Genomic DNA, 13,219 nt, shown 5'->3' on the forward strand with positions numbered 1-13,219 from the left:
TGACTACTGAAAGAGTGATAATATGAGCAAAAAACAAGTTGGGCTTTTAGTGATGGCATATGGTACTCCGTATAAGGAGGAAGATATAGAAAGATATTATACACATATTCGCCACGGCAGAAGACCTACCGATGAGATGCTAAATGATTTGAAAAGCCGTTATGAAGCAATCGGTGGTATTTCTCCTTTAGCTAAAATTACGTTGGAACAAGCCAAAAGCTTAGAATCCTATTTAAATGAGATGCAAGATGAAATCGAATTTAAAATGTATTTAGGGTTAAAACATATAGAGCCTTTTGTGGAGGACGCTGTTACAAGTATGCATGAAGACGGTATTACAGAAGCAGTCAGCATTGTGCTTGCTCCTCATTTCTCGACATTCAGCATTAAATCTTACAACGGCCGTGCGAAAGAAATGGCAGATAAATTAGGTGGACTTACGATTCATAGTATTGAAAGCTGGTATAAGGAGCCGAAATTTATTCATTACTGGGCGGAAAAAGTAAAAGAAGTTTATCGCAACATGCCAATGGAGGAAAGAGAAAACGCTGCTTTAATTGTGTCGGCACATAGTTTGCCAGAGAAAATTCTTCAATCTGGGGATCCTTATCCAAATCAGTTAAAAGAAACGGCAGATCTTATTGCAAAAGAAGCTGGTGTATCTGCTTATTATATTGGCTGGCAAAGTGCAGGGAATACACCAGATCCATGGCTTGGACCTGATGTTCAGGATTTAACAAAAGATTTGCATAAAAAACACGGATATAAAGCTTTTGTATATGTACCTGCTGGATTTGTATCCGACCATTTAGAGGTTCTTTATGATAATGACTATGAATGCTTGGCGGCAGCAAAAGAGGTTGGTGCTAAATATTACAGACCAGCAATGCCAAATGCCCAGCCGGAATTTATTAAGGTGCTTTCTACCGTTGTTTTCAATAAATTAACAGTACATGCTAATTAACAGCTTTACTTTAGAAGTGCGAACAATAAAGCAATGAACAATGCCCAAGGGATTTTATATAGAAATCTTTTGGGCATTTTATTGTTGGATTTATGATGTTTGTATCTAACATTTTCTAAATTTATTGAATGCCGCCTTTTCTTCTTGCAAGAGAGAAAAGGATATAGTATATTTTTATTTGTACTAAATGACTGAAATGGTATTTTGGTCATTTTTTAAAAATACATTTATTAAGCATAATAGGAATGAGACAATAGGTATTTTCCACTTTTCTATTTTCGGAGGTGATTTTTTTGGCGGTGGATCGCAGGAAGCAAATTATTGATGCAGCAGCTAAATCTTTTACGATGTTTGGCTATAAAGCGACAACGATGGATCAAGTTGCTAAAATCGCAAATGTTGGTAAGGGTACCATTTATACTTTTTTTAAAAATAAGGAAGAGCTTTTTTCCGAAATTATTACAGGATTGATACAAGAAATGAAAGAAGCGGCAGATGAATCTTTTCATCCAGAGCATCGTTTTATAGAAAATATGCATACTGCCGTAATAAAAATGCTGGAGTTTCGCAGACAACATCAGCTGACTATCAAGCTTTTTCAGGAGCAAAATGAGATGGGGACATTGGAAGTAAAAGAAGTATTAGAGCGACTGGGAAATGCTGTTATTCAGTATATTAAAATGCGTGTTCAGGAAGCGATTGATAAAGGAGAATTAAAACAGTGTGATACTGAGGTAATCGCTTTTATGATCTTTAAATTATATGTGGCGCTTATTTTTGATTGGGAGAGGAATCATTCCCCTCTTGATGCAGAAGAAATTGCAGTGCTATTTGAAAATACGTTATTGAAAGGATTGTCCGTTTAAGATAATCCTCTTTTAATAAATAAAAATGACTATTCGACCAATTCGGTCAATAGAAACGGAGTGGAAGGAAATGAAACAAAGTTTATTAAAAGCAGAACTATCTTCGATTCTTAAAAATAGAATGAAGCTTATCTCTATTATGGCTATTATTTTTATTCCAATTCTTTATTCAGGCGTTTATTTATGGGCATTTTGGGATCCATACGGTAATTTAGAAAAGCTTCCAGTTGCTGTAGTAAATGAAGACAGCGGCGCAGAAATGAATAACGAGAAGCTGGAGCTTGGGAAGGATTTAGTGGAAAATTTAAAAGAGAATGATGAATTTGCCTTTACATTTGTGAATAAAAAAGAAGGCTATCAAAATTTAAAAAATCAAAAGTACTACATGCTTATTGAAATTCCAAAAGATTTTTCTAAAAACGCGACAACACTTTTAGATGATGATCCGAAAAAATTAGATTTAGTTTATGTTTCTAATCCAGGATATAATTTTATTTCCTCACAAATTGGAAATTCAGCGATGGAAAGAATAAAGGAGAGTGTAAGTAAAGAAATAACAAAGACATACGCTAAGTCCGTTTTTGATCATATTGGTGAAATGGCAGATGGACTTAAAAATGCAAGTACAGGTGCCAAAGAATTAGAACAAGGAACATCAAAAGTAAATGCTGGTTCTAAAGAGGTTTATGATAATCTTGCCACACTTGCTGAAAAATCTATTGAGTTTAACCAAGGGGTTTCTTCTGCAAATTCAGGTGCAAAAAAACTCTTAAATGGTGCTGAAAACTTAGCAGGAGGCTTAGGCCAGCTGCAAAATGGTCAACAGAACCTTGCTAATGCTTCCACAAAATTACAAGATGGAGATCAAGCTATTTTAAATGGCATTTCTCAAACAAATGAGGGGATAAATACATTAAAAGGCAGTATTCCGTCGCTAATAGGTGGAACAAATTCATTAAAACAAGGCTCGGATTCTCTTTCAGAAAACTTGAAAAATTGGAGCAGTAAATCAGCGGAGTTAGCAGAAGGAGCAAAACAGTTAAATGCTGGTACAAAACAGCTGCAGGAAACGATTCAATCGATGCTGCCTTTATTGCAAGGATTGCCAGAAGATAAACAAAATGAATTAATGGCAGCTATTCAAGGGCTTGTTGATGGAAGTGCATCTATTTCAAATAATACAGAGGAGCTTGCTCAAGGTGCCAATCAGTTGGCTGCTGGTGGGGAAAGCCTATCTTCCGGACTAACAGAGCTGAATCAAGGACATGAAAAACTGCAGACTGGTGTTAACCAATTGGCAGATGGCAGCGCTCAGCTGAAAGACGGCTCACAGCAGCAAGTGGCAGGACAGAAACAATTTGTTGCTGGCATGAACAAGTACACATCAGAATTTTCAAAAGCAACGGTAGGTTCAAAAGATCTTGTGGGTGGGATGCAGTCTCTATTAACAGGCATGAATACCTTGGAAACGGGATCTAATGCTTTATCAAATGGAACTAACCAATTAAAAAATGGTTCAAAAGAATTATCACAAGGCACGAGTTCTTTGTTGGATGGCAGTAAAGAACTTTCTGGCAAACTTACCGATGGAGCGAATGATGCAAGTTCTATTCATTCTGATGATAAAACGTATAATATGATGGCAGAACCAGTAAAAGTCAGTGATGAAAAGTTAACGGATGTGCCAAACTATGGTACTGGATTAGCTCCATATTTTATCTCTTTAGGATTATTTGTCGGTGCTTTAATGCTATCGATTGTATTCTCCTTTAACGAACCAGAAGGAATACCAAAAAACGGAATAAACTGGTTTTTAAGTAAAACCGTAATATTGATAGTAGTTGGAACTTTACAGGCGCTTGTTGCCTCCTTTGTTTTACTAGAAGTATTGGGAATAGAAGTGCAAAGTGTTCCGCTGTTTATTTTATTTACAATTATTGTTAGTATGGTGTTTTTCTCGATTATTCAATTTTGTGTGACATTACTCGGAAATCCAGGCCGGTTTCTTGTTATACTTTTATTAATTTTTCAATTAACAACAAGTGCTGGTACATTCCCACTTGAATTAATTCCTAATACCTTGCAGCATGTGCATGCCATATTGCCAATGTCTTATTCAGTTGCAGGCTTAAAAGCGGTTATTTCAAGCGGAGATTTCACGTTTATGTGGCATAATGCTTCTATTCTTGCCATTTATCCAATTGTATTTATTATTGGCACTATTTCTTACTTTGTCGTATCTTTTAGACGTAAATATGGGGAGCTTGCTGTGGACTAGAATAAACTATTTGTTAAAGGGTCAGACTTTTTTATACAGGTCTGGCTCTTTTTGACGAAATAAGAAAGCATAAATTTACTGAAATCTGACGGGTGTCTAGCTTCAGCGCCTAGCCCTTGTGAAAAATAACCCCATGCCTCTAAAAGTAAAAAGCACTTTTTGAGTCATGTGAACATTTTTCTTCAGAGCTGTTCAAGGCGCTTCCGCTTTTCTTATAAATATTGTCGATTTTATGAAATAATCGTAATAAAGTGAAGCAGCATTATAAAATCCGTTATAGTAAAAAAAGTAAGAATATTCCGATAAGTGTATTTGAATAGGAGTTAATCAGAGCGGAGAAGATCGGAGCCCGATGTCATCAACTTAAGATTCCATAAACTTCAAACTATGAAATATCATGGAATTAGATACCCTTTATGTAAAAGAAATACCCAATTTGTTTGGAGAGGCGTCCGCTCGACTCCTACGGGATTAGCGAGACAGACGAGACCCCACAGGAGCAAAGCGACGAGGAGGCTCGGCGCTCGCCCCGTGGAAAGCCTTGGAGAACAGAACGGAAACCCTTACTTCCTAATTAGATGCTTATTTTCCTGTTTTTTGAAATTTAGCTTGATGACATTGGGGCGGAGCCCGGAACATAGGCAGTTTATTACATGAGAACTGAAGGAACGACGTAACGAAGAGATTCGACAGAAATGGTTCCCGTACTTTTTGAACAACCTCTATTAATAGAGTTATGTTACTATTAGAGCTAAGAGACTTGAAACATGGATAAGAGGGGTGCCAAAATGCTTTTTATAGATAATAAAGGAATCACGGATCCACGTATTAATTTAGCGATAGAAGAATATGCAGTAAAAAATTTAGATATTAATGAGAGTTATCTACTATTTTATATTAATGAACCGTCTATTATCATCGGAAAAAATCAAAATACGATTGAAGAAATTAATACAGAATATGTGGAAGCCAATGGAATCCATGTAGTAAGAAGGTTATCAGGCGGTGGAGCGGTTTATCATGATTTAGGTAATTTAAATTTTAGTTTTATTACAAAAGATGATGGCGACAGTTTTCATAACTTTAGAAAGTTTACAGAACCTGTAGTAAACGCTTTACAAAGCATGGGGGTCAATGCAGAATTAAGCGGCCGTAATGATTTGCTTGTTGAAGGAAAAAAAATATCAGGGAACGCTCAATTTGCAACAAGAGGGAGAATGTTTAGTCATGGCACACTGCTTTTTGACTCAAAGATGGATCATATTGTTTCTGCGCTGAAAGTAAAAAAAGACAAAATTGAATCAAAAGGTATTAAATCAGTAAGAGGCCGTGTGGCTAATATTACGGAATTTCTTACTAGAAAAATTACTATTGAAGAATTTCGTAAGTTAATCTTAATTCATATTTTTGAAGGAGAAGAAAATATTCAAGAATATATATTGACAGATGAGGATTGGGAAAAAATCTATGCCCTTTCTAAAGAACGCTACCAAATTTGGGATTGGAACTATGGGAAATCTCCTAAATTTAATTTGCAGCACTCTCATCGTTTTCCTATTGGACAAATTGATGTACGTTTTGAGGTAACACGAGGAGTAATAAAAAACTGTAAAATTTATGGGGATTTCTTTGGTGCCGGGAATGTTGCAGATATAGAAAATAGGTTAGTTGGAATTCGTTATGATCGGACAGAGTTAGAAAAGGCATTAGAGGAAACACCTATCAAACATTATTTTGGTAATGTATCGAGAGAAGACTTTTTGCATCTTATTTATTAAGTAATTTTTTTTGTCCATTGGTTGGATTACTAGCTAGAAGGAGTGCTTTAGATATTGTTACGAGTTGTGATCAGCTTAATGTAATTCTGAAGTCTGACAATTGTCTAGCTTCAGAGCTGTTCAACACGCTTGCGCTTTTGTTCTGATGTTCTTTCTTGGCATTTTGACAATTTCTAGTTCTAAACAGAAAATTTTGGACTAATAATTAATAGAGGTTGTTCAGGTTAGGAGGGAAAGAATGGCTAGAAAAATTGGGTTTTATACCGCTTTATTTTATGTGGTGTACGGTTTATTTTTTTATTGGTACCTTTTTTACCATTCTCACATCACGCTGCCATTTGAATATCAGGGATCAGCAGCAGATCCAGCGACTTTTTTAAATAGCAGAGAACTCACGCTTAGTGAAGAGTACTCGAAAATACGCAACTTTCTATTCTTTATATCTACTCCGTTTGATTGGGTTCTTTATATATTTATTTTATTGTTTGGATTGTCCAAATCTTTTCAAAAATGGGGAGAGGCTTCAGTTAAATTTCCATTTCTGCAAAAGGGAATTTATTTATTTTGGCTGAGTGTAACGGCATTTATTGTAAGCTTTCCGTTAAGTTACTGTAGTTATACATTAGCAAAGACATATAACATTTCGACGCAAAGCTTTACCTCCTGGATAAAAGATGAGTTGATTGATTTTTGGGTGAACTTTGGGTTTTTATTTATTATTGTATTGGTTCTTTATTGGCTGATGAATAAAAGTACGAAACGCTGGTGGTTATATGCCTGGCTGCTTTCTGTTCCATTTACTTTATTTATTATGTTTATTCAGCCGGTGGTAATTGATCCGCTATATAATGATTTTACGCCTTTAAAAAATAAGGAGCTCGAAACAAAAATACTAGCTTTGGCAAAACAGTCTAATATACCGGCAGAACATGTTTTTGAAGTAAATATGTCTGATAAAACAAATGCATTAAATGCTTATGTTACAGGGATTGGCAGCAATGCTAGAATTGTTCTCTGGGATACAACATTAACGAAATTAAAAGATAAAGAAATCCTGTTTGTGATGGCACATGAAATGGCGCATTATGTGGAAAAACATATTTATATAGGAATTGCTCTTTCCTTAAGCTTATCTTTTATTGGTTTATATGTTATTTATAAACTCATGCACATCATTGTAGAAAAATGGGGAAAAGCTTTAAAAATAAGGAAAGTAGAACAGATACATTCTTTGCCATTAATGCTGGCATTAATTTCGCTGCTCTTTTTTTTAGTAAGCCCTGTCACCAACACTATATCAAGATACGAGGAAAAAAGAGCAGATCAATATGCTATTTCTTTAACAAAAGATACGGATGCAGGTATATCAACTTTTCAAAAGTTAACGAAGTCTGGATTAAGTGAAGTGAATCCTCCGTTTTTAGTAAAAGTATTTCGTTATAATCACCCAACCATGCTAGAAAGAATTACTACTTTAGAAGAAGCGAGTATTTTACAAAAAAACAGCAGCAAATAATATTTGGTTATTTTGCTTATAAAAAGGCTCTGTTAAATTCCATGGTTGATTTTCAAAAGGTAGGGAATCCACTCCCTTTCCGGCGGGGTCTTGCCAGCCCGTTTTTCCGCAGGAGTCTAGTAGATTCCCTTCCTATAAAAAACATTATCGTTTAACAGAGACACCCAAAATTCGCACCATGTGGGATGAAAATAAGTAGTGTTCATTCAGCGTGAAGATAGAAGGAGTTAGAGCTAAGAATGATGTTGGTTTGGAGAAGCGTTCGCTCGACTCCTGCGGGATTAGCGAGACAGGCGAGACCCCGCAGGAGCAAAGTGACGAGGAGGCTCGGCGCTCGCCCCGCGGAAAGCGAGCGATAAGCTTCGGAAAACCCCTTTTAACAAAGCTTATTTTCAGGGTAGCCTATAAAAAAGAAGGTGTCCTTTTATCAAGTTATCAATCACTTGGTAAAAGGGCACCTTCTTTTTTAGAAGATAAGAAAGCATAAAATTTTGAAAGTTAGATAACTGTCTAGCTCCTGTGAAGATAACCTCTTGTCTCTAAAAGTAAAGAGCACTTTTTGAGACAAGAGGTTTAAGCAGGGCGCTTCCGTTTTTCTTATTATCCAAAGCGCTTACATAATTGATTGAACTGGAAGCTTAATTCACTAAATTTTTCTTTGTTGCGTTCGTCGATGGCTTTATCAATGAGGGTCATTAAACTTGCTTTTTCCATGTTTAATTGGATTTCTGAAAGCAGCATATCAATGTAGAGGTCCATCACATAAGTTTCTTTTGCTTTGCTTTTTTTCATAGTACTTAACTTCGTTAACTCAGTGTACGACTTTTCATTCATAAAACTCACCCCTGATACCTTTTTAATATTATATGGAAGAATGAAAAAAATATCAATTTAATTTTAAAAATATTTAGAAAATAATAATAAAGTATGAATAAATTGAGAAAATTTAGTGCTATTACACATTTATTGGGAGTTTAGTGCTATTATGTTTGCATATTAAAAAAAGGAGTTGACTTTAATATGGAGGATTTAAAAGACATTTTAATAATGTATGAAATCAACTTTCATACGCTTGCCATTGAGCCTTTTATTACACAGGAAGGTAAAATTTATTCAAAAATATATGAAGGACCGAATATATTTTTTTGTATCTTATGTCCTACTACCATTGTAAAAAGAAGTTGTATGTTTTTAGGTTCTTCATACGATGGAAGAAGGGATGCTACTCGGGCCTTAATGAACTATAATTATAAACTACCAATTGTTATTGACTCCCTCCATTCGATTTATTTTTTTCCTACACATTCGCCATCAAATTCTTCTTGTGTTTGGATTTCCTTACATAACATTTTAGCTAAGAAGAAAATTGCGCCATTAAAAACTCTTGTCATCTTTAGAAATCAACAACAAATATCCGTTAGCATCTCGATGCATTCACTTAATAATCAAATGATGAGAGCAAACTCTTTGCAAAATGTAATCAATTATAATCAGAATAAAATACAAAAGACATTATTTCTTTACGAAAATAATGAAAATGACTACAAAAAATCTGAGAAAGATAAGCTTTATTAAGTAATAATCTCTGGCATCGTATCCATGGTATATCGTTTATATAAATAGAATTGCAATAATTCTTGTACCTTATTTCGTAGGCGGGGATTAAAATAATTATGGTATTCTTCATATCCATTGTATAAGAATAAAAACATCGTAAAAGCATCATCCCGTTTCGTTTCTTGAATCTTCATATTGTGATTTTTCATATAAGCCTTCGTTTTTTTTAACTCCGTTTGTATCGTCTTCATCGTGATTTCTACAAGTTCAATATAGGGCTGTTTTAATTTAAAGCTGCTGTTTTCTATAACAAGAAGATCGCGATTAAGTATAGTTAAAAGCATTGGCAGATAAATTGCTTGTTCCATAATATGTCTTTCTTTTTCAGGGATGCGAGTCATAACATCAATCAACTCCTTTTTATCACATTCAGAACAAATGTTCTGTTTATATGATACATGAATTCTTTTTCTCTTTCAAGTAGGCAATATGTGGTAATTGGAACCGGCATCCAGTTTCCTCTCACGCCGCCTTTATTAGGTTAGAATCTGCCTTTTTCTTGTTAGATGGTGGAGACAAGGCACGAGTCTTCATGGGAGTTTTGTATGCAACATTAGTATAGTGATATTTTTAGGCTGTTTTCTCAAAGTTTGTTGTTTTATACGTAAAATGGGAGCAGAAGTACTCAGCAGACTGAATACACGTAGACTCCTGTGGGAATGCGAGAAAGACGAGACCCCACAGGAGCGTATGCGACGAGGAGGCTCGACGCTCGCCCACGGAAAGCGAAGTGTATGCAGGCTGCGCGTTTAAAAGCAACAATTTATACGAAAACAGCCTATTTTTAAAAGAAAATTCAAGAGATGTGAAGGGATATTATTTCAATTGTCGAAATAATAGGTAACATACATATGGAAGGAAGAATGGGATGAGCGAAAAAAAGAAAATTGCTGCAGAGAATTTATATCATCTAAAATCAGTTGTTGATCCACAAGTAACTGCTGATGGGAAAGAATGTTTGTTTGTTGTGACATCTATCTCGGAAGAAAAGGATGCATATTATTCAAATATTTATTATAAAAATATAGAAAAAAAAGAAGAAGCAGTTCAGTGGACATTTGGTGAAGCTCGAAACCACTCACCAAAATGGTCGCCAGACGGGAAACAAATTGTTTTTGTTTCCAATCGGACAGGAAAAAACCAGCTGTATATATTAAACCGCAATGGTGGGGAAGCGAAACAACTCACTTTTGTGAAGAATGGTGCAACAAATCCTGTTTGGTCACCAAACGGCAGGGAGATTGCCTTCCAAACAACAATTGGCAAAAATGATAGTATACAAGATAAAGAAAGTAAAAAAGAAGCAGAAAAAAAATTCGTTCCTTTAGAAGTGGACAAAATGAAATACAAATCAGACGGTACAGGATTTTGGGATGGAAGCTTTCAGCATATAGCTGTTGTAGATATTCATTCAGGTGAGGTAAAGGAAATTACATCTGGAGAAAATGATTATTTGTTACAAAGCTGGTCACCGAATGGGAAATATTTAGCGGTTTCTGCGAATTTAAGTAAAGAAAAAGACTTCAGTTTTGTTTCTGATGTGTATTTATACGAAGTGGAAACAAAAGTGTGGAAAAAAATAACGAGTGGTACAGGGTATTTTAAAGATGCAACATGGTCGCCAAATAGTCAAAAAATCGGGTTGATTGGCAACGAAAGAGAGTATGAGAATGCAACATTGTCTAAATTATGGCTATACGATGTAGAAATAGACGAGTTACAATGCTTAACAGCTGAATGGGATGTACAGGTTGGAGATTCGGTAGTTGGTGATTTCCAACAAGGAAGTGTGACGCCAGGTATATTATGGGGGGCGGATAATGAGAGCTTTACATTTATAGCCAGCGATCATGGAAATACAATCGTCTATTTTGGAAATGTGTCAGGCGCTGTTTATCCGTCTTTAATGGATAACCAGCATGTATATGGACTTTCGACAGGCGGAAGCTTAAAGCAAGCAGTTGTTGCAATCAGCAAACCAACCTATCCGGGAGACTTATTTTTATTAAACTTAGAAACTGGTGAACTAACACAATTAACAGATGTTAATAGTGAATTTTTAGAAGAATATAGCCTTGCTGATACAGAACCTATCCAGTTCCATGCAAATGATGGTTGGCAATTAAATGGATGGCTCATGAAGCCAGTTGGTTTTAAAGAGGGAGAAAAGTATCCTCTTGTCCTTGAAATTCATGGTGGCCCCCATGCAATGTATGCAAACACTTATTTTCATGAGTTTCAAACATTGACTGCTAATGGCTATGCTGTTTTATATATGAATCCACGAGGAAGTCATGGATATGGTCAGCAGTTTGTTGATGCCGTTAGAGGTGATTATGGCGGAAAAGATTATGAAGATGTGATGGCTGCAGTAGATTATGTAGTAGCAAACTATGATTTTATTGACGAAACACGTTTAGGAGTGACGGGTGGAAGTTATGGCGGCTTTATGACAAATTGGATTATAGGGAAAACGAATCGTTTCAAAGCAGCTGTCACACAACGTTCTATTTCAAATTGGATTAGTTTTTATGGGGTAAGTGATATTGGCTATTATTTTTCCGAATGGCAAATAAAAGCAGATTTAAATGATATTGAAACATTATGGAAACATTCACCCCTTGCCTATATCGATCAAATGGAAACACCGCTATTAATTTTGCATGGAGAAAAAGATTATCGTTGTCCAATTGAGCAGGCAGAACAATTATTTATTGCGCTAAAAAGGCAAAAGAAAATAACTAAATTTATTCGTTTTCCTGAGTCAAACCATGAGTTGTCAAGAAGCGGAAAACCAACACTGCGCATCAGTAGGTTAAACTATATTAATAATTGGTTTAAAGAGTATTTCTGACACTCCCTTTCCTTAAGTGACAAGGATGCAAATATATAAACAAAAAAATCCACGTGGAAAATTATTTTCCTGTGGATTTTTCAATTTTTAAGGGCTTTTAGACAGCCCTTTTTATTAAAGGAAAGGAAGAAAAAATGATGTCAAGAGTATTTTCTGATATGATAGTAAAAAGAACTATTCAATTTATTTTTATGCGAATAGAAATAAATTTGGTTTTCGAGAAGAAAAAAAGTGTATTTACGTTAAGTAAAGGTAAGAATTGTTTATAACAGGATGAAAAATATACTCGGTCAATAAATGATCTTATATAAATAGAATAAGAATTAAGAAAGGAAAAAAATGGGGATGGAGAGAGTAGAATATAAGAAAAGCAAGCGTAAAAAAAGAAGGCTGAGAAAAGGGAGAGTGTTCTTTGTACTTGTTATTTTCTTCTTAATGGTGACAGCAGCATATAGTTATTTTCAATATAAACAAGGTGTTAAGCAATCGATGGCGAATGGAGCCGGTAAAAAGGTCAACTATGAATTTAATGGGGAAAAAGACCAGTATGGTGGAACGAATATCCTTTTGTTAGGAAGTGATGCACGTGAAGGAGACAAACATTCGCGAACAGACACAATCATGATTGCACAATATCATCCAGACAAAGGTACATATAAAATTATTTCTTTAATGAGGGATATGTATGTAAATATTCCTGGACATGGACAAGGTCGCATTAACTCTGCATTTAGTATAGAAGGTCCCGAATTGTTAAGAAAGACGATAAAAGAAAATTTAAATATTGATTTGCAGTATTATGCCATTGTTAATTTTAAGGGATTTGAAGAATTGATTAATGAAGCTTTTCCAGATGGAGTAGAGATAGATGTAGAAAAGAAAATGTCGAAAAATATAGGTGTTACGTTAGAACCAGGTTTGCAAAACTTGAATGGAAAGCAATTGCTTGGATATGTTCGCTTCCGCCATGACGCCATCTCAGACTTCGGAAGGGTAGAAAGACAGCAAAAAACATTAAAAGCACTAGCATCACAGGTTTCAAGTGTACAAACTGTTGCCAAATTTCCAAAGCTTGTAGGTGTTATGATGCCTTATATTAACACAGACATGGATACGAAAGATTTAATAGTTGTAGGAAATAAGTTAATTACAAAAAGGGATGTAGAGGTTGAATCGTTAAGAATACCTGTAGATGGCACATTTCAAAATACAACAGTAAATGGTGCGGCTGTATTAAGTGTTGATTTAGAGCAAAACAGACAAGCGATAGAAGCATTTCTAGCAGAGTGAACGCATTTTTTGCATTCCAGTATACACAAATGATTATGTAAAGAGTGGCAAGGAGT

General features: G+C 35.2%; 10 protein-coding genes. 8 read left to right on the top strand and 2 right to left on the bottom strand.

All coding sequences use genetic code 11. The features are described 5' to 3' along the window. The first annotated feature begins 22 nt into the window (after window positions 1–22). From hemH to ACTXGU_RS11980, 5 genes are all read left to right on the top strand, one after another. Entirely contained in the window at window positions 23–964 is a 942-nt protein-coding gene (hemH, locus tag ACTXGU_RS11960) for a ferrochelatase (RefSeq protein WP_443481750.1), read from the top strand. A 293-nt stretch (window positions 965–1,257) separates the two neighbouring features. After that, a complete protein-coding gene (locus ACTXGU_RS11965; RefSeq protein WP_443481751.1) occupies window positions 1,258–1,830 on the top strand; it encodes a TetR/AcrR family transcriptional regulator in 573 nt (190 codons plus the stop codon). Window positions 1,831–1,900: 70 nt separating this feature from the next. After that, the gene (locus ACTXGU_RS11970) at window positions 1,901–4,108 is read left to right on the top strand and encodes a YhgE/Pip family protein (protein WP_443481752.1); all 2,208 of its coding nucleotides are present in this window, start codon (window positions 1,901–1,903) and stop codon (window positions 4,106–4,108) included. A 788-nt stretch (window positions 4,109–4,896) separates the two neighbouring features. Further along, window positions 4,897–5,886 carry a lipoate--protein ligase gene (locus ACTXGU_RS11975; protein ID WP_443481753.1) on the top strand — a complete coding sequence of 330 codons (990 nt, stop codon included), beginning with the start codon at window positions 4,897–4,899 and terminating at the stop codon, window positions 5,884–5,886. 238 nt (window positions 5,887–6,124) lie between these two features. Continuing rightward, window positions 6,125–7,402, top strand: a complete 1,278-nt coding sequence (locus ACTXGU_RS11980; protein ID WP_443481754.1) for a M48 family metallopeptidase — start codon at window positions 6,125–6,127, stop codon at window positions 7,400–7,402. 600 nt (window positions 7,403–8,002) lie between these two features. Here the strand turns inward: ACTXGU_RS11980 and ACTXGU_RS11985 are convergent. Further along, window positions 8,003–8,236, bottom strand: coding sequence for an IDEAL domain-containing protein (locus ACTXGU_RS11985; RefSeq protein ID WP_443481755.1), 234 nt, complete (start codon window positions 8,234–8,236; stop codon window positions 8,003–8,005). 186 nt (window positions 8,237–8,422) lie between these two features. On the opposite strand from ACTXGU_RS11985, the gene ACTXGU_RS11990 reads away from it, so the two are divergent. Next, window positions 8,423–8,977, top strand: a complete 555-nt coding sequence (locus tag ACTXGU_RS11990) for a competence protein ComK (RefSeq protein ID WP_443481756.1) — start codon at window positions 8,423–8,425, stop codon at window positions 8,975–8,977. Here ACTXGU_RS11990 and ACTXGU_RS11995 read toward each other — a convergent pair. Continuing rightward, window positions 8,974–9,360, bottom strand: a complete 387-nt coding sequence (locus tag ACTXGU_RS11995; protein WP_443481757.1) for a hypothetical protein — start codon at window positions 9,358–9,360, stop codon at window positions 8,974–8,976. The genes ACTXGU_RS11990 and ACTXGU_RS11995 overlap by 4 nt on opposite strands. A 527-nt stretch (window positions 9,361–9,887) precedes the next feature. On the opposite strand from ACTXGU_RS11995, the gene ACTXGU_RS12000 reads away from it, so the two are divergent. Further along, complete coding sequence (locus ACTXGU_RS12000) at window positions 9,888–11,873, top strand: S9 family peptidase (RefSeq protein ID WP_443481758.1); 1,986 nt, start codon at window positions 9,888–9,890, stop codon at window positions 11,871–11,873. A gap of 345 nt (window positions 11,874–12,218) precedes the next feature. Continuing rightward, entirely contained in the window at window positions 12,219–13,163 is a 945-nt protein-coding gene (locus ACTXGU_RS12005) for an LCP family protein (protein WP_443481759.1), read from the top strand. The last annotated feature ends 56 nt before the right edge of the window (window positions 13,164–13,219 follow it).

The sequence above is a fragment of the Niallia sp. 01092 genome (assembly GCF_052318935.1).
GTDB lineage: Bacteria > Bacillota > Bacilli > Bacillales > Cytobacillaceae > Niallia.

Excerpts from the sequence above, each read along its gene's own strand:
- ACTXGU_RS11990 (WP_443481756.1), top strand. The coding sequence starts at position 8,423 with ATGGAGGATTTAAAAGACATTTTAATAATGTATGAAATCAACTTTCAT.
- hemH (WP_443481750.1), top strand. The coding sequence starts at position 23 with ATGAGCAAAAAACAAGTTGGGCTTTTAGTGATGGCATATGGTACTCCG.
- ACTXGU_RS11980 (WP_443481754.1), top strand. The coding sequence starts at position 6,125 with ATGGCTAGAAAAATTGGGTTTTATACCGCTTTATTTTATGTGGTGTAC.
- ACTXGU_RS11970 (WP_443481752.1), top strand. The coding sequence starts at position 1,901 with ATGAAACAAAGTTTATTAAAAGCAGAACTATCTTCGATTCTTAAAAAT.
- ACTXGU_RS12000 (WP_443481758.1), top strand. The coding sequence starts at position 9,888 with ATGAGCGAAAAAAAGAAAATTGCTGCAGAGAATTTATATCATCTAAAA.
- ACTXGU_RS11995 (WP_443481757.1), bottom strand. The coding sequence starts at position 9,360 with ATGACTCGCATCCCTGAAAAAGAAAGACATATTATGGAACAAGCAATT.
- ACTXGU_RS11975 (WP_443481753.1), top strand. The coding sequence starts at position 4,897 with ATGCTTTTTATAGATAATAAAGGAATCACGGATCCACGTATTAATTTA.
- ACTXGU_RS11985 (WP_443481755.1), bottom strand. The coding sequence starts at position 8,236 with ATGAATGAAAAGTCGTACACTGAGTTAACGAAGTTAAGTACTATGAAA.
- ACTXGU_RS12005 (WP_443481759.1), top strand. The coding sequence starts at position 12,219 with ATGGAGAGAGTAGAATATAAGAAAAGCAAGCGTAAAAAAAGAAGGCTG.